Origin of the sequence: Allomuricauda ruestringensis DSM 13258 (genome assembly GCF_000224085.1) — a bacterium.
In the GTDB taxonomy this organism is placed as follows: domain Bacteria; phylum Bacteroidota; class Bacteroidia; order Flavobacteriales; family Flavobacteriaceae; genus Flagellimonas; species Flagellimonas ruestringensis.
Map to the genome: position 1 here is coordinate 559,544 of NC_015945.1, position 18,491 is coordinate 578,034.

The 18,491-nt window shown below is 44.1% G+C and carries 11 protein-coding genes; 1 reads left to right on the forward strand and 10 read right to left on the reverse strand.

All coding sequences use genetic code 11. From position 1 onward, the window contains the following. Positions 1 to 306 precede the first annotated feature (306 nt). The 7 genes from MURRU_RS02690 to MURRU_RS02720 form a co-directional block, all read right to left on the reverse strand. Positions 307 to 2,397, reverse strand: a complete 2,091-nt coding sequence (locus MURRU_RS02690; RefSeq protein ID WP_041801745.1) for an alpha-L-fucosidase — start codon at positions 2,395 to 2,397, stop codon at positions 307 to 309. 55 nt (positions 2,398 to 2,452) lie between these two features. Next, a complete protein-coding gene (locus MURRU_RS02695) occupies positions 2,453 to 3,154 on the reverse strand; it encodes an LrgB family protein (RefSeq protein ID WP_014031878.1) in 702 nt (233 codons plus the stop codon). Further along, positions 3,151 to 3,483 carry a CidA/LrgA family protein gene (locus MURRU_RS02700; protein WP_014031879.1) on the reverse strand — a complete coding sequence of 111 codons (333 nt, stop codon included), beginning with the start codon at positions 3,481 to 3,483 and terminating at the stop codon, positions 3,151 to 3,153. Before MURRU_RS02700 ends, MURRU_RS02695 begins: the two co-directional genes overlap by 4 nt. A 186-nt stretch (positions 3,484 to 3,669) precedes the next feature. Further along, the gene (locus tag MURRU_RS02705) at positions 3,670 to 6,270 is read right to left on the reverse strand and encodes a sodium:solute symporter family protein (RefSeq protein WP_014031880.1); all 2,601 of its coding nucleotides are present in this window, start codon (positions 6,268 to 6,270) and stop codon (positions 3,670 to 3,672) included. Further along, the gene (locus MURRU_RS02710) at positions 6,260 to 8,311 is read right to left on the reverse strand and encodes a family 20 glycosylhydrolase (RefSeq protein WP_041801255.1); all 2,052 of its coding nucleotides are present in this window, start codon (positions 8,309 to 8,311) and stop codon (positions 6,260 to 6,262) included. Before MURRU_RS02710 ends, MURRU_RS02705 begins: the two co-directional genes overlap by 11 nt. Positions 8,312 to 8,353: 42 nt before the next feature. Continuing rightward, the gene (locus MURRU_RS02715) at positions 8,354 to 9,952 is read right to left on the reverse strand and encodes a sialidase family protein (RefSeq protein WP_014031882.1); all 1,599 of its coding nucleotides are present in this window, start codon (positions 9,950 to 9,952) and stop codon (positions 8,354 to 8,356) included. After that, positions 9,952 to 11,118 (reverse strand): n-acyl-d-glucosamine 2-epimerase, encoded by a 1,167-nt coding sequence (locus MURRU_RS02720; RefSeq protein ID WP_014031883.1) that lies wholly within the window; start codon positions 11,116 to 11,118, stop codon positions 9,952 to 9,954. Before MURRU_RS02720 ends, MURRU_RS02715 begins: the two co-directional genes overlap by 1 nt. A 128-nt stretch (positions 11,119 to 11,246) precedes the next feature. Here MURRU_RS02720 and MURRU_RS02725 point away from each other — a divergent pair, with 128 nt between their 5' ends. Then, positions 11,247 to 11,975: a FadR/GntR family transcriptional regulator gene (locus MURRU_RS02725; RefSeq protein ID WP_014031884.1), complete on the forward strand. Its 729-nt coding sequence runs from the start codon at positions 11,247 to 11,249 to the stop codon at positions 11,973 to 11,975. A gap of 299 nt (positions 11,976 to 12,274) precedes the next feature. On the opposite strand, the gene MURRU_RS02730 is transcribed toward MURRU_RS02725, so the two are convergent. The 3 genes from MURRU_RS02730 to MURRU_RS02740 all read right to left on the reverse strand — a co-directional run bounded on the left by MURRU_RS02730 (position 12,275) and on the right by MURRU_RS02740 (position 18,104). Beyond that, positions 12,275 to 13,777, reverse strand: a complete 1,503-nt coding sequence (locus MURRU_RS02730; RefSeq protein ID WP_014031885.1) for a RagB/SusD family nutrient uptake outer membrane protein — start codon at positions 13,775 to 13,777, stop codon at positions 12,275 to 12,277. Between the two features lie 10 nt (positions 13,778 to 13,787). After that, positions 13,788 to 17,093: a SusC/RagA family TonB-linked outer membrane protein gene (locus tag MURRU_RS02735; protein WP_014031886.1), complete on the reverse strand. Its 3,306-nt coding sequence runs from the start codon at positions 17,091 to 17,093 to the stop codon at positions 13,788 to 13,790. An 87-nt stretch (positions 17,094 to 17,180) separates the two neighbouring features. Continuing rightward, complete coding sequence (locus tag MURRU_RS02740) at positions 17,181 to 18,104, reverse strand: dihydrodipicolinate synthase family protein (protein WP_014031887.1); 924 nt, start codon at positions 18,102 to 18,104, stop codon at positions 17,181 to 17,183. Between the last annotated feature and the right edge of the window lie 387 nt (positions 18,105 to 18,491).

The following is an 18,491-nucleotide window of genomic DNA, read 5'->3' on the forward strand; positions in this document are numbered from 1 at the left end:
CCTTTTTCCCGTCGTGCATAAGCTCATCCCATGTTTTTTCAAATAAATTTAAGCTGCAGATGATACGTAAAATACTGAGTGATTTTTTTATTTCATGTAATCATTTTGCAAAAATCGGGCATAGTATACCACCCAAAACGGAAAAAAATGAGCATAGTTAAATTACAAATAAGTCATTGACCCACATTCATTTACATTTGAGTAAAAGTGGCTCAAACTTTCCGTTTTTAGTGGTTCTCATTGCCCGTCCCATCCAGCTATACCAGTACGCTATGCTTAGCTCCTTTCTGTTCCGTCGTCTATCTGCTACTCTTGGTGCGGATCTTGGGTCAAAACCCCTATTTCGGCAAAAGATGCCCGTGGATCTGTACCATCCACTCCCAAGGCACGCAATTTGATGTACCTGCCCTTTGTTGCGTGGAACATAACTTTTTGTTCAATCCTACTGTTGACAATATTACCGAACTCCCCCGCTGCCACAGGCTGCCAATTTCTATTATCTTCACTCACCAGAAATTCATAATGGGTAATGATTCCGAACGGATAGCGTTCTTGGTTGGGCCAGTAGGTAAAACCATTCAGCTCATGGGTACGTCCCAAATCGATTATAACCTCTTTTTGATTGGTCGCCCAAAAGGTTTCGGGATTATCGTCCATCAATTTTATCACATCTTTTTCTTCACTGATCGGAAAAACAAGCTTCCAATCATTTTTGGCTAGGTCAAAATATTTGACCACCATACCGCTAACCTGTCCATTTTCAGGATTTATTGCGATGGCCTTGACGGTAGTGGGTTTTTCCACCAAAAAAGGTGCAAGATATTTTTGTGAGTCCATGGAAGGCTCAGAACTATCCAACGTATAGAATACATCGACCGATCTGTCTGGCACCAAAAGGGAAACAAGACCTCTACGGTTCCTTGAAATGATGGGCTCCACCACCAGCTTGGGTGCTCGGTACAGTGCAAGGTTTGACAGCAGAATGGGGCCTTTGGATTCCAAAATGTCGATTTTTACCTTATCTGCCAAAACGGTTTCCCAGCGAAGAATGCGCTTATGGCCTACCGTTGTCTGTTCATCGAGTATTTTCCATTTTCCATCAACTCTTGCGCTCACGGTAAATTTTTTGATCCGTTGTCCCAAGGGAATAAATTCTTGCAGAACTATCCGGTTTACCTCGGTGGGTTCCTCGAACGAAACTGTGATAGTGGCCTTTGTAACACCGTCATCGGTAGCCCAATAGGTATCATTGTTGCCATCCAGCATATTTTTGGCCGAATAGTCGGGATAATCCCCTCGCGTGTTCGAAACCTCTATATTTTGACCGCCCGACAGTTCATGGGCAAAATCTTTGTCGATTTGTTCTTTGAGAGCCATCAACTGTTCCACATCCTTTTCATGTACCAATCCACGAGTATCCACCGGAAGGTTCAATAGCAAGGCGGCATTTCTACCAATAGCATTATAGTAAATATCCAGAAGATGGGGCAGCGTTTTCACCTGATGGTCTTCAGCGGCATGATAATACCACCCCGGCCGGATGGAAACATCGGCTTCGGCTGGCAGCCAATGGGTGCCGTCTTCATGGCCCGAACGCAGCTCTACGTAACGTGGCCAACCGGGATAGATCTCGTCTTTTCGCATAATATTCCAATTCGTCGCATTGGCCCAACCTTCTTCATTGCCCACCCAACGTACATCGGGCCCATTATCTCCAAAGATTACGGCATTGGGCTGCAACTTTCGAATCATGGCGGTGGTCCTTTCCCAATCGTAGTAGGTCTTACTATCGATTTTTCTGGACTCGTTGGCACCCCCATAATAGCCAGACCCTCCATTGGCCCCGTCAAACCAAATCTCGAACAATTCTCCATAATTGGTCAAAAGTTCCCGGAGCTGTTCATGGAAGATTTTCACATACTCGGGTTGACCATAATATTCATTGTTCCGATCCCAGGGTGAAAGGTATAGGCCGAGTTTCAGTCCATAGTCATTGCAGGCTTCGCTTAATTCCTTGACCACGTCTCCCTGACCATTTTTCCAAGGTGAATTTTTGACCGAATGCTCGGTAGTCTTGGTTGGCCATAGGCAAAAACCATCGTGGTGCTTGGCCGTAAGAACAATACCTTTCATGCCGGCTTCACGGGCCACCTTTGCCCATTGGCGGACATCCAAATTGGAGGGGTTGAACTGATTTGTCGATTCGGCCCCTGTTCCCCATTCCATATTGGTAAAGGTGTTCATATTGAAATGCACGAAGGCATAATATTCCATTTTGTGCCAGGCCATTTGCCTTTCCGAGGGGGTCGGTCCCACAGGTTCGGGCGGAGCAACTGTTTTGCAGCCCAACATTACTATGGGCAGAAGCATGTATAGTATGATACTTTTTATTGTCATGTATTGTTTGTCTTTTGGCTTCAAACTGTTTATTTTTTAAGTGTGGGCAAGCATATCATAAAAAACTGAACCAATCCAATATCAATGGGGTTAAAATTGCTGTGGCCACACCGTTTATACAAATGGCAAGACCGCCGTAAGCAGCGGCACTCCTGCCAATGTCCAGGGCCCGGGCCGTACCAATGCCATGGGAAGCCGTGCCTAGTGCAGTTCCTATGGCCGTTTCACTTTTAATACCAAATATCCTTAGAATATGTATCCCAAAGGCATTTCCAAAAATGCCCACGGCTATCACCACAGCGGCCGTAATTGCCGGTATTCCCGAAACCAATTTGGTAATTTCAATGGCTATGGGCGTGGTCACCGATTTAGCGGCCAATGACCTGACAATGAAACCGGGGGATTCCAACCAAATCAAGCTCAACAAGACTATAAATATACTGGAGACACCCCCAATGGTCACTGCGGTGAAAAATGGTATCAAATTGCTTTTGATTTCGTCATATTTTTCATGGAACAATACCCCTAGGGCAACCACGGAAGGTCCCAAAAAAAAGCTGATGTACTGCCCGCCTTTATCGTAGGTTTCAAAATTGATGTCCAAAGCCAGCAAAAGCAATATCAAAACCAAAACCGTAATAAAGATCGGAGTGGCCAAGGCCCACTTCAATTTCCGGTGAACTTTTTGGGCAAAAAAATAAACCGCCAACGTTAGAAAGACCCAAACCAAGGGCAATGTCAGAAAATATTCCTTCATTTCTCAAGTCTTTGTTGGATATGTCCGCTTATGATCAGTGTCAGGGAGGTACCGAAGGTCACCACTAGGGCCAAGGCACCCCAATGTTCCTTTACCACATCGAAATGGGCCATTAAGCCAACTCCATAAGGCACAAAAAAGAGCACCATATAGTTCAAGAGTTTATCCGCGGCCGGTTTAACCGAATCCAAGCTAATGACCTTCATTCTCAGAGCAAGGAAAATAAATATCATTCCTAAAATATTTCCTGCAATCGGAATATGGAAAAGATGCCTTAGGGCTTCGCCCAAGACCAAAAACAACATAATATAGCCGAGTGATTTCAACATTAACGTTTTTTGTTTTATTCCTATAAAGATGCATTTTTTTTAGAGACTGCATTTTTGGGTTGTCCCCAGCCATATATTGGTCGATTTTTGTTGCGTACCTGCCCAACCTTTCCTTAACCCATCCAATTTGAACGATTTTGAACTTCCAGCGATAGCCCCCTTTCATGGGCAATACTGCACAATTGATCAATCATTGCCCTTGGGTTTAAAAAATAGGCTGAACAGGTATCCGAAAACGAAACAGGAAACCAGCCCGAAGAACGCATACATTAAAAAACTGATATCTGTAAACACACTGATATACCATATCAAAACTGCACTGACAAAAAGGCCCAACAATGTTCCCTTTGCATTGGCCCTTTTTGTTAGCATCCCTAACAGGAACATTCCTCCCAGACCTCCAGTAAACAACCCAAGATACCTGTAAAACTCATCCCAAAGGGATTTTATGTTGGAATTGGCCATCCAAAGAGCCAGTAACATCCCGATCAGTCCCGTAATGACAGTAACCATTCTAGCGATACGCAATAAGCGCTTATCGGCCACGTCCCTTTTGAACCGTTTGTAGAAATCATTGCAAAAGGCAGTGGAAACGGAATTCAGGCTGCTACTAATGCTACTCATGGCCGCAGAAAAAATACCGGCCACCAAAAGGCCCGATACCCCTACGGGCAATTCTTTCACAATGTACATTGGAAAAATGGAGTCATTATTTGAAATGGTAGGGGACAAGCGTTCTGGAAATTCAGAGTAAAAAATGAACAGCAAAGTTCCAAGACCAAAGAAAATAACACTTGCAGGCAAAGTCAATATGGCGTTGGTATACAGCGTTTTTTTGGAATTCTTCACATCCGTGCTGGTCAGGTATCGCTGAACAATGGTCTGGTCGGTTCCCTGGGTTACCATGGCCGAAGCGAGCCCACCGAGTGTCACCACCCAAAATGTGGCTTTGGTAAAATCAAAATCCATATTGGCTATATTGAATTTTTGTTGTGCTGATGCGTAGCTAATCATGTCCCCAAAGGAACTTTCTGTATGCAACATAATCCATATAACGGCCAGAACACTTCCACCGAGCAGGATAATGACCTGCAGAACGTCCGTCCAAATCACGGCCTCGATTCCCCCGAAGGCGGTATAGGCAATACACAACAAACTCATCATTAGAATGCTGGTTTCAACAGGAATCCCCGTAACTATAGATATGGCCAATGAGGGCAATAAAAGTACAATACCGATACGCCCCAATTGAAATAGGATAAAGGACAGGCTACCAAAGGCCCTTGCCGTGTAATCAAAGCGGTCCTCCAAAAATTCGTAAGCCGTGGTAATCCTTAAACGATTGAAAAAAGGAATGAATACCAGGGAAATCAAAGGTGTAATGGCTATGGCAGCCATGTTCAACATAAAAAAGGACCAATCGGTGACAAATGCCTTTGCCGGAATGGCCATAAAGGTAATGGCACTCAGCAATGTCCCAAAAACACTGAGACCACTGGCCCACCAAGGAATCCGTCCCCCCCCGACAAAGTAATCGTTCGTGGACTTTTGTTTGTAAGAGAAATACACCCCAATAAGCAAGGAAAGCATAAGATAACCGAACAGTACGATATAGTTTATGGTGCCGAATGCCTGTACCGTCTCCCCTTCCGTAATTTTCTGCACCCTCGTAGTGCGGATACCAGGGGATGCCTCCCCTGAGACCATGATTACATCTTGGCCATCAGCAAAGGATAGAGCGGTAACGGGCAAAGGTCGATCAAGTGATTCGTATACAAACCACTTGCCGGTAATGGTATTGTAGGATAGTACCCCATTCGAAAACCCGGGATGATTCTTTAAAATTTCGTCCCGTTCCAATCTTAAGGCATTTAAAATGGAATCGTTCTGCTCTGATTGCATCCGTAATGCAATTTCTTCCAATGTATTGAAAAACACTTCATCGGAGCCACCATAAACCATAACATGCATCGACCCCATCGGCCTCCCATAAGCGCCCATCAAAACCTTGGGGGCATCATCGATCCGCAAGTCCCCGAGCTCTTGCCACTCTCCCGTATTAAGATCATAGGCCAAAAATGTGGTCAATGGTGTGGATTTTTGTCCTTCCTTTTGATTCCGCCCCCCTATGACAAATAATTTTCTGGAATGTTGGGTGTCCTGTACCGCCGCCATATGCAGGGCCCTTGGTTCTCCTGGAAAATCCGGTAATTTTTCCCAGGATTTTGTGGCCAGGGACAGCCGATAAAAAGAATTGGTGCTCCTTAGGGCGTTCTTTCCACCAATAACATAAACAAAACCGTTTTCCACTACTGCAGATGAATGAGCCAAGGGTTCGGGAAGCTTTGGATAGTCTGTCAAGGTAAAGGATTCCCCCCTAGGGTCAAAACTCAACAGAAGTACCTGATCGGTGCTCCCTTGGGCATTCTCCCCTCCTATCAAAAGGATACCCTCGTTCAGACCAACGGATGATCCATAAGCCAAAGGCCGAGGCAATGTTTGTGATGCAAGTTTCCACTGCTCCCCGTTGAGATAATAAATGGCGTCGCTCCAGACTTTTTTTCCACCTTCCCACGGAAAGCCATCGGGGAAATTGGCCCCACCCGCCGCAATCAAAACCCCATCTTGCTTGCCCCCCATCATTCCGGCAAAACCGGTTGAAGTATCGAGTTCCGTACCTAACAGGCTGGGCAGTTTTTCCAGAACAAGTTTTTGTTGATTCTGTCCCTTACACAGGCCAGAGATACTAATTAGGGCAACAACTATAATAAACCGTTTAATTGTCATAATGCTCCGTTTTAATTGCCAATCTATATTTTAACCCTTCGGCCTCTCGGATTCCCTCGACGGTTTCCCGTATCGGTATACAGCTAAACATCCATTTCCAAGAAGGCTTGCCAAAGGGTATCTTTAATACTATGCTATTCCACCCCTTTTTTAATGGGATTTTTGTCGGTTCACGATAAAAGTAATCTTCATCAAGAAAAGGAATTTCTTCCGATTGGGTAGCCAAGCCCGGCTGTTTCCATTGTGGGGGAGCAATTGGGCTTCCGTTCACCCATATTCTCGGTTGGGTATGGTGCCATTCACCCTGCTGTGGGAAAGGACCTCCTCGGCGTCCTCCCGATCTTGACCAACCATGAAAACCGATCCAAAAATCCTGAACACGATGGTCGGGGGAATATATTTGGGAGGTCGCATAAAAGGTCCCACGTTTTGCTTCGGCAATCGATGGAAATCCAAAAAAATGCTTCAAATGTAGGGTTCCACCAAAATATGGCCCTTCCCATTTAAACACCTTACCGTCAACCCTGTATCTGTTCTTAATTTCCGTTTCCACCGGAAAAGAAATGGAGAAATCGCCTCCATGATCAAAAGGGCCTATAATTTGCCATGGGATCCCAGAATGGGAAACATAGGGAAATTCTTTCTTTGCAAAGAACAAATCCCGATGCTTGATTACCTTTTCCTCGAATTGTTGGAAGGCAATATAAGCCGGTGTACCAGCTTTGGGCAACACGGTCCAATGCTGTTTGTCGTACCCAGGCCTACCGTTCCAAATGGCATCCGCATAAAACACCATGGAAGTATATATAGGGTTTTGACGTAAAATATCGCGTTCGTTGGACACATTGTTATCCGGCCACGCACACAATATCCCTCCCAATGCAAAATTATCGCCCCTGACTTGACGGCATGGCTGTTGAAAAAATAATCGTACCATTCCCGCCAATGGATCGAGATGATTGATATAATTGGCCCTGGAATCAATAAACTGCCTCCCTTTTGTTGGTGGATGCTGTGCCCACAATTGTTGAATAGTGACAATGTCCCTGCCCAACTCGATACCCTCCTTCCAAGTTATGACTTTTCGATTGTTTTCTTGGATATGGCTGGCAAGGGTTTCGATAAATTCGGTGGGAACTTCTTCCGCTTTATTTCTCACCTCATCTGTGCCCATGTGTATGTACGGCATCTCATTGGCATCGGCCAGCGCCATGAGTTCATCAAATAAATCCAATAGAATGGACAATACTTGGGGTTTGTTCATTTTACTGAAGCCAAAGGCCCGGCGGAACGCTTCCGTATGACCAGGTATGTCCAATTCGGGGATAACGGTAATGTTTCGCGCTTTGCAAAAGGCCAATATTTCCTTAAAATCCTCCTGAGTATAATATTGGGCAATATCTCTTGAAAACGCCTCATCCGATTGTAATTGTGGATATTTTCGGCTTTCCAACCGCCATCCCGGGTTATCTGTTAAATGCCAGTGGAAAATATTGTATTTGTAATTGGCAAGTACCTCAATCTGTTCCTTCAATTGATCTACGGATTGAAAGTTTCGCCCCGTATCGTGCATGAAGCCCCGAACCTTGAACGAAGGCCAATCCTTAATGTCGACAGAAGGTAAATGTCCATTGTTGTCCACTTTTCGAAAGAGTTGCTTTAAACTTGCGATAGCATAATAAGCCCCCGCTTTCGAATTTGCGGAAATTGTTACAACACTATCTATCTTAAGGATATATGCCTCATCATTGGGCCCGATGGTATCATTCCTTTGTAGGTTAATGGCGAGCCCTTGGGTATTATTCGGAATCCCATTGCCCTCTAAAAATTTACGAAGCATGAGGGCTTCATGGGGAAAAGCGTCGGAGTCCATGTAGAATCCATCAAACGTAAGACCTCTATCACCATACTCCACTTGCTTTGGGGTGGGTATAATGGGATATTGGTGTTTACCATCGATTTTGGACGATTGGCCATGCACATGGATGATTGAAATAAAGCAAAGGCAAACCACCCAAATCCAGCTCAGAAACTTTGCCATAAAATGAGTCGGAGGTAATAAAGGTAATTTCATCATTACGTTTTAAGAACCGATCAAATCACTCAATGGAATCTTTTGGAAATATAGTTCCTTTGTCCCTTCATAGAGAATCCCTAAGTGATTTTCATCAATCATCGAAAGACAGGAATACCCATAGGTATCATCGACATAGAGTTCGATTTGGTGCTCCTCAGGCCAGGACATCCCCAAATCAAAACTTGTCTTGACCGCAATATGGTTACGATGGGTCTTTGAGTCAGGATTTGAAAAAAACAGTATTTTTCCCCGTTCAGGATGCTTATAGGCAATAATACTTGCCATACAATTGGGTTCGATCAAAGCTTTACGGGAAGTCGGATGTTCAACCCATGTTTTTCCCATATCGCGGCTTGTTGCCACTGACCTGCCGTTCAGACTGTCTTTTCGGTTGGCCCTGTTTCGATCGTCACGCATATTGAGCATAAGAACCCCTCGGGAGACTTCCACCACCTGTGCCTCCGTGGTCTCCGATTTGGCACCGGTCCCCACTTGCCAGGATTTACCATTATCCCCACTGTAAATGACCGTTGAATGTGGTACCCTTTCAGCATTCTTATATTGGGCGGGAAATACCAAGGTGCCGTTTTCCATGGTAATCCCTGCGCCAGGACCATTAAAGAACAACTGCCATTCGGGTTGTTTGGTCATCTTTGTGATATTAATAGGGGACGACCATGTCAGGCCATCATCCTCACTTTTTACCAGCATGAGTTGCCCTGTCCTGTCAGGGGACATTCCAGGTTCGGAGGCATTCCATGCACGTTCACCAGGATACCCATGAAGCCAAAGGGCGGCAACCCAAATGGTGTTAGTCTTACGATCCACCAGCACAGCTGGATCACCTATACCGTTTTGATCCTCGGGCAATCCATCAAACTCACCCATATCCATGATTACCTTCATCGGCTCCCATGTCTGTCCACCATCGGTACTGCGGCTCATACCCACATCGATATCCTCTTGCAGGTCTACTGGGTCGTTATAACGGTTATCGTACACGGCTATCAAAGTGCCCTTATTCGTTGTCGCCATTCCAGGAATCCGATAGGTATCGATACCGTCTTGACCTTGTTGCCTAAGGGCAATGCCAAGGCGTTGTGGCCTAGATGCCACTTCCATATCAACTCCTAGCTGCGAACCATCGGAAAGGGTCACATTCGTTAATTTTACACCGATTTTTCCAGTTAAATTGGGGTTTTCGTTCAAACTAACGGACAACCAGAAGTATTGCGCGCCCTGTGACAAGGATTGGTTTCCCTTTACGGAGAACCTTGGTGCCAAGTCCGTGGTTTTTCCGACCACCGAAGCATTTTCGAAGTCGTCCTTAGTACCATAATACAAGGTAGCCATGGCCAAATCACCAATATCTGTTGTCCCCTCCAAAGAAAATCCAAATTCGGTCGCGCTCAAATCTTCGGGCGCATTTGGTACGTTCAGCTCGATTTCGAGGACTTGGTTCTTATCCTTTCCTGTTAAAACAGGCAAAACAGGTTGTTGAGCCTTTATTTCAATGGCATGGTTTTGTTTGGTACTGCATGAGAGAACCACAACAACAATGAGCCCCATAAAGATCCGTTTGAAAATACGATTGGTCAAATTCATTAAACTGTATTTTTATTTTCTATTTTTTCAAATGTTTTCCAGCATTGATAGAGGGCACGTGGAACATGGAAACATCCTTTCCACTTACCGCCTTTCAATGTTAAATTAGGGCGACCTTGCCTATTTAAATAGCCGAACCACTCACCATGGACCGGGTCCGGGAAATGGGTCCATGTATATTGGTGCACCTTTTCATACCATGCCCATATCTTTGGACATTCGGTAAGCTGGTACACTTTGGCCAGGGCCACCAAGGCCTCCAAATGCACCCACCACAATTTTTGGTCGTGCTCCAACTGTTGCGGCGGATATCCCTTGGCATCCATAAAGTAAAAAATTCCACCATATCGGTCGTCCCAACCAAAATCCAAAAGACGCAATACCGTTTCCTTTGCTCTTCGAATCAATGCAACATTCTCTCTACGGACTCCGATATCAGCTATGAACCACATCGCCTCCAGGCCATGTCCGGGATTGATCAAGCGTCCCTCAAAGGAGTCATTCAAGGTTCCATCGGTATTGACATTTTCATATATGAGTCCAGAGTCCTTTTTCAAGAACACTCCCATCACTTCATCGATACAGGTATCCAGGGTGTTTTCCACCTGATCGGGTTGGAGTACGGGTTCCAACTCCAAAACGAGATTGGACAGGATCATGGGCAGGGTAAAATTCTTTAATGCCCTTACACCGGTACTTTTTTCGTAGATTCCCTTGGGATCTCTACGCCTCTCCAAGATGTTGCGGTACGTCTGCTTGGCAATATCCGCTGCCTCATGGTCCCCCGAAGCCTTGGCGTATTGGGCAAAAGCCATGGCTGCAAAGCAATCTGAAAAAATATTGTAGGGCTGTATCAGTGGTCGACCTTCACAAGTCAATGAAAAATAAAAATTTCCCTGCTCATCCCTAGCGTTTTTTTTCAGGAACTCTATTCCGGATCGGGCAATGCCCAACCACGTCTCCCTGCTTTCCAAATTATTATAAAGCATGGAAAAAAGCCATACCTGTCTTCCTTGCAGCCAGACGAATTTGTCATTATCGTAAACCTTGCCTTTTTGATCGAGACAGGTAAAATAGCCCCCGTTTAACAAATCAAGCGAGTTTTCCTCCCAAAAAGGAAGAACATCTCCCAAAAGTGCATCTTTATAAATAGTTGAATATTTCATGTTATGTATGACATAATACAAATATATATAAATTTTGAATATATTTGTACTACGCTATGAAAGGAATTATGTTTATTTTGCCACCAAGGATAACCGATTATGCACTGAGGACATCAATTCATTAGTATATGAAGCAGTTAAAGAAATTAAAGCCGGTCGACACCCTTTCCCTGGTAGATAAGGTCGAATTGAGCTTACTGGAGTTTTTTAAAGAAAATGAGTTGGGACCCGGTGACCCCATTCCCAAAGAATTGGATTTCGCCAAAAGTCTCGGTGTCAGCAGAACAGTGGTAAGGGAAGCTCTTTTACGGTTAAGGACCCTAGGACTTATCGAATCCAAAAAGCATAGGGGCATGATATTAAAACAGCCCGACATCATCAATAATTTCGAACGCATCATGGATCCCACCCTGTTGGGTACTGAAACCTTAAAAAATCTCTTTGAGCTTCGTTTGATATTGGAAATGGGCATGGCCGACTTTCTTTTTGAGCACAAAACAACCAAGGAACTTGATGAACTGGAGGCAATAGTCGAGGAAGAAGAAGCTACCAGTACAGGTAAAGTTCGATTTACATTGGACAAAGAAGTGGCCTTCCATGGCAAACTCTATCAAATTTCAAAGAACGATACTCTTCAACGGTTCCAAGGTCTTTTGCTACCCGTATTTGAATATGTTTACTTAAGGGATACCGAAAATCGCGATCTCGATGAATACCATTATACAAAAGGTACCTTTGTCACCCACAGAATGCTTTTGGACAATTTAAAGGTAGGTACTCCCGAAACTTTCAGGAATGCAATGAGACGCCATCTCGAACCTCATTTTGACCATATCTTTAAATACGAAAAAAAATAGCATTTATTCATCTTCAGGGGGCACCACAGCATAAAATTAGGCAAACCAAAACTTTACCGTTTATTCGAAATCTTGGACAGCTGCCCTGGCACAGGCTGAGTTGACTTCTTAGTATGCTTGCAAAAAGTATTGGACAAAATAGACATAAGCATTGACACCATGGAACTTGTTTGCTTTATTTATGAAACCGAGCTGAAAAAAAGAGGGGCCGAACATATCAGCCCCTTGCACTTGAATTAAATAAAATTACAACTAAACTCAATAACTAACTCAAATAAATTTGCGTTCCAACACCTTTATTACCAACCCAGGGTTTGGTCCAACAATGGATTCCTGCCGATCATGTCATCCGAAATCGGCAACAATAGCTTATACTCGTCTCCAGGGTTAAGAAAACCAACGTTCTCAATGACATAACTATCACCTGCACGTCTTAGGTCCCACCAACGTTTCCCCTCTGCGATAAATTCTTTATATCGTTCGGTTAGGATTGCATTGGCATTATCGGTCTGGCTACCATTCACATAGGCATGGATACCCGGGTCATAATCCGTACCATAAGCCCTTTGACGTATCTGGTTGATCTCATTCGAGGGATCTTCGCCCAGATGGTTTTTTGCCTCGGCCAACAGCAATAGCACATCGGCATACCTATACAAGGGAACGTCGTTCTCAAAGATGCGTTCGGTGCCATCCATTCTACCCAAAAACTTGTTCAATATGGAACCGAAATAGGTCGGTTCATTATAGGTGGGGTATCCAACACCGCCATTATCATCGGTATACAACCTTATAAAAGTGGCGTCCTTTCTATCGTCCGCGTTGTCGTCCAAAAGCAGAATGGTTTTTTCGGATTGCCCATACCTATTGGCCCCAGCAATGATAAAATCACTCATCGATTCGCCCGAAGCGTTGAATTGGGGATTGATTTCCGTTGTTCGGCCTGTAAAACTATTATAGATATTGGAAGCTTCGTCCCTTTGATACTGTAGTGCAAAAATAAATTCACTGTTGCCCTCGTTGGACACCCCCCATAAATCATCGATAGTTGATACCAAGCTTACACCCATGGTTCCAATCTGTTGCAGGGCATTTTTAGCCTCAGTAAAGTCAGCATTGCCGCCATCCAATAAATTACCGGACCAGATATACACATCTCCCTTAAGTGCTAAGGTCGCAGCTTTGCTCCAGAAGTTTCTATTGCCTTCCCAGAATGAACTGTCCGAACCAAAGGCCGACAAAGAGGCTTCGATGTCCTTTTTTATCTGATCCATCACCTCGTTCTGTGGAGATCTTTCCCTGCTCAAACCATTGGGGTCGACATTTGTCAAAGGCTCCAAAATAATGGGTACATCGCCCCAAGTTTTCAACAAGGTATAATAGTACAATGCCCTTAATCCATAAGCCTGTCCCAACAAATGCTTCTTATCATTTTCATTGACAAACGATATGTTGGGCACATTGGCCAAGAAGTCGTTCACCCGATGTATTTGGGTATAAAATCCAGCCCATCCACCAAAGGGAGCAGTGGATGCCGTAAAACTGGATTCAATTAAAGAAAGGTTTGAGGGGGACTCATAGGTTCGCCCGCCCCATACATCACTACGTATTTCACCAAGAAGCCATAAGTCGCCCGCTTCAGCTCGCAAGCTTGCGAACAGCCCTGTATGGGCCGTTCGGGCACCTTCCTCAGAATCCCAAAATCCTCCTGTAGTCAGTTCACTTGGTGCATCCAGCTCCAATTCGCTTTCACAGGCATAGAAGCTTAAAATTGCCGTTATAATATAGATATACTTTTTCATCACTCTAATTTTAAAATGTTACGTTAAGTCCGATGGTAATCGTCTTCGGAACAGGAAATTCTCCATACTGCACCCCGCCAACTTCGGGCGTATCACCGCTCATACTTTTAAAATAATGCAAGTTCGATCCAGTGACATTAACACTCAATCTCTTGATAACATCATTAAAATATTCCGATGGAAAACTATAGCGAAGCGTTACTTCCCTTAGAGCCAGGTAATCACCTTTTTCCCAAAACTGTTCGTTCCCTTCTGTCTGCAGGCTGGCAACACTCTCGTTGCCCCTCCATACGTTCTTGGTTCCGTTCACGAATACAAATCGCGGCCACTCGGTATCCGTATTGTTTGGGGTCCATGAATCAAGGACCTCAACAGGCTGCGCCAAATTACCCTGTGTCTGTGCATACCCCTTGTTCCTAATGTGGTTCCAAACCAAATGCCCAGTGGCAAAATCAGTTTGTACAAACAAGCTGAAGTTTTTATAGGTAAGGCTAGTATTGAAACCACCAACAAGATCCGGAGTCGTTCGACCGATTACTTTCCTGTCCAGATTATTGATGACCCCATCTCCGTTTTGATCGACCCATTTTACATCACCTGCCCATCTTTGGTTTCTACTTGCTGCAGGTGCATACTCATCTGTAATGGAATTATCCGCATCGGCTTCTGCCTGATTGGCATAGATTTTCTCTTGTTCGAAAGCCACCACAAGATCGCCCCCAAAACGTTGTCCTTCCTGTAATCCACCGACCCACTCTTCCTGGCCGGTTTCTGGGTTCCAGATCAAACTCCCCCCCTGCCTATTGAGTTCATTGTCGTTTTCGGGCAGGGCCACCACATAATTTCTATTCCTAGTAAAAGTAGCGCCCATACTCCACGTGAAGTCTTCCTTTCTAAGGATATCACCATTGACCTGAAGCTCAAAGCCCCTGTTCCGGTAGGTACCATTGTTGGTCAGTATTCCACTAAATCCAGTGTAGTATGGCAATGTCAGACTTGCTAATTTGTCCTTGATATCCCTAGTATATGCATCCGCGATAAGTGATAATCTATTATCAAACAAGGCAACATCCAAACCGATATTGAAAGTAGTGGCTTTTTCCCATTTCAAATCAAGGGTAGCCAAGCTTGTATTGGCATATCCGGTCTGGCCATTGTACACCCCTTGGGAACCATATGAACCGTAGACCCCGTAATTGCTCAATACATCTTGGTTACCATTTACCCCGTAACTCAGTCTTGGTTTGAACTTGGTAATGGTCTTGTCCAATCCAGAATCTTGGAAAAAGTTTTCATTATGCGCATTCCAACCAAGAGAAACCCCTGGGAAGAACCCATATTTATTGTTCCCCAATCTTGAAGAACCGTCATTTCTGAAAGTAAAACCGACCAAATACCTATTGTCGTAATCGTATAACAACCTTCCAAAGGTCGAGGTGATGACGTATTCTGTTTCAAAGCTATAAGGTATCCCATTGGCTTCCGCCCCGGCATTGAGCGTCTCGATCAAATCCGTTGGGGAGTTTCGTGTTCCTGCAGATGTCTCAAAAAAGTTATCCTTAAAGTATTCAGCACCGATTAAGGCATTTACATTGTGAAGACCAAATCTTTTTGTGTAATTCAAAGTTCCGGTAATTTGATTTCTCAAAACCCTGTCCAAACCAACCGATGCTTCCCTTGCCGTACGCAATGGCCCCTCGGTACTTCCTGTCCTAAAGGCCCGGTTAAAGCTCTCATTATGATTGTTGATTGCAAAATGACTGCCGCTCAAGGAAAAGGTCAGGTCATTAATGATATCCCAATCCAGACCTACCGAAAGCTGAAGACGCTGCTCCAAGTTTTTTCTCACAAACTTATCTTGATAATATAGTGGATTACCAAATCCTTGGTTTTGGCCCACCGCATACTGATCGGAAAATGTTCCGTCAGGATTGCTATCATAGGTCCTTGAAGTAGAGGCCTGCCCTTGAAACCTCCTAAATACGGTATCTTCACTTCCCAAAGGACTAAGGTTTAAATTGGAATGTGAATACAAAATATTGGAATTTACCTCAACATTGTTCGTAACCTTGTACGAACCGCTAAACTTACCTGAGTATCGTTTAAACCCTGAACCCAAAATAAGTCCTTGGTTATCCAATAGACCAAGACCAAGATAATAGGTGCCTTTTTCATTACCCCCATCAAAAGAAAGATAATGATCCTTGGATTCACTGTTCTGATAAATACGATCTCCCACATCCTTATTGTCATAAAATATGATCTGTTGACCGGGATTTAAAATATCCGGAATGGACTGCCATCCTGGCTGATTCAGCAAATACTGGTTGCCCGCAGTTAAAAGCTGCGTAGTAAACGGGTCATTTGTTGCATTGTTACCGGTCCCCGCGCTTTGGTTACCATCCAAGAATGCACCAAAAGCCCCTGGATTATTGGTAGCCTCCCTGAACCACGCAATGGATTGCCTGTTATAATTGATGTGATCTGCCGCTCCAAGATATTGCTGGTCATTACGCTCACTATTGATACTGTATCGGTACTTGTAATTGATGGAAGACCTACCTGCCTTACCCTTTTTGGTTGTGATCAAGATTACCCCGTTGGCTGACCTAGCCCCATAAATGGCAGTTGCAGCGGCATCCTTTAGAACCTCCATTGATTCAATATCGTCGGAATTCAATGCATAAAAAGAACTGGGCACTCCATCCACCAAAATCAAGGGTGCATCATTTCCACTAAAATTGGTACCCCCACGCAATACAACCTGTGGTGTGGAGCCTGGTTGACCAGATGTATTGGTGACCCTAAGCCCCGCAACAGTACCCTGCAATGCCGTCGCAGGATTGGATCTGGTTGCACTTTCCAATACTTTGGTGTCCAGTTTTGATACCGAGGAGGTTAGGGTGGACCGGGACTGACTTCCATAGCCTGTCACTACAACTTCATCCAACACCGCTGTGCTTTGGCCCAAGGTCACATTAATAATCGTTTGATTGGACACGACCTCTTCTTGGGGCGTGAATCCAATATAACTGAAGATCAAGGTATCGCCGATATTAGCTTCAATGGAATAATTTCCATCAAAATCGGATTGCGCACCATTGGCAGTACCCTTGACCAAAACGGTCGCACCCGGAAGTGGCACACCTTGTTCATCGGTAATGACCCCTGTAATCTGGGCGGCCTGAGCATACACCGTTACCGTAGCTACATTCAGCAGCATTAGAAGAAAGAAAAGAATCAATGTCCTATTCATTCCCAGAATCTTCAGTAGACCCGACGCTGCATTTTGTTCTGCATACTTTGAGAGTTTCATAGATTTAAAAGTTTGATTAATTAAGTGTTATGGACAAATATATATATTTATTTGTATTATGTATTACATAATAATAAAAATTAAAAACTAAACTACAGAATCCCCGTGAAATGGCTTCGCCAGATAACCGGAAAGCCCTTCCTTTTCAAAGGATCGGATCGCTTGGCTCAATAAGCTATCATTGAATGTCTTGTGTGGAAAACGGCTTGGCCCCATATCCAATCCAAAATATCGCATAAAGCTTTTGCCACCGCCGTGATATCCTCCCAAAGCCTCCAATACCTGGACAAAATGTATCGCCTTGCCTTGAAGTTTCCTGGCAGCGTCCCATCTATCTTGGTCTACCTGTCTTGCGACTTCATGGTAAAGGGGGGCCAAATGATTATATGTACTCCCCACCCATCCTTGGGCACCCACCCTTATACTATCAATGTATTTTTCATCGATTCCAAAGAACATATCCAAGGAGCCATCACCCTTGTGGACACACTGCTTGAAATCGGACAGATTATCTTCTGTGTACTTAATGCCTGCAAAGTTTGGAATCTGTTCTTTGGCCTTTTCTATAAAACCCAACATGGGCAAACTGACCTTAGTAAGTATAGGAATATGGTAATAATAAAAAGGAATACCGGGTGCAGCCTGAGCAATTTGTTTGCAATAAAACACCAAATCATCCAATGTTTTTGGACGAAAATAAAATGGGGGCAAAGCAGCCGTGGCATCCACCATATCCGCACTGTGGGCGGCAAGTTCCACTGCTTCCTTAAGATTGTTATGGCCAACATGGTTAATCAAAAAAAGGCCTTCCGACCTTTGTTGCGACCAAACCTCTATCAATTCTTTTCGTTCTATTGAACTCAAGGCCGTAAAGTCCCCTGTAGACCCGTTGACAAATGCTCCCGATACCTTGTTCGCTACCAAAAAGCTGCCATAACCCTCGATAATATCCGTGTTAAGCAACCCGTTCTGATCCATCGGCGCATAGGTTGCTGCTATAATTCCTTTCATAAATTGTATTATGTATTACATAACAAAGTAATTGTTTTTTTTGTAATTATTCAAACAATTCCTTGTTTTATCTGTAACAAGATTTTCGTGAACCTCTTCAAATCAACTTTTAGGAGTCCTCGATGACCACTTTCAAAAAAGGGTATCCAAGCCATGTAGTTTTTCCTTTTAGAAAGAATAGTCATGCTGTGATTACCATCCTCTCGGCACATACCGTGTTGACCAGCCAACATAATTGCATCAAATTGTGCCAACAATAAAATGCGATTACGTTCCAAAGGATGTTCTATTGCTCTTTCATGCTGATTTACAATACTTTAAATTGTTTTTCCATTTGACCAAACAAACAAACAGCTGTGATTGCATTTAATTTTAGCTATTTGGATA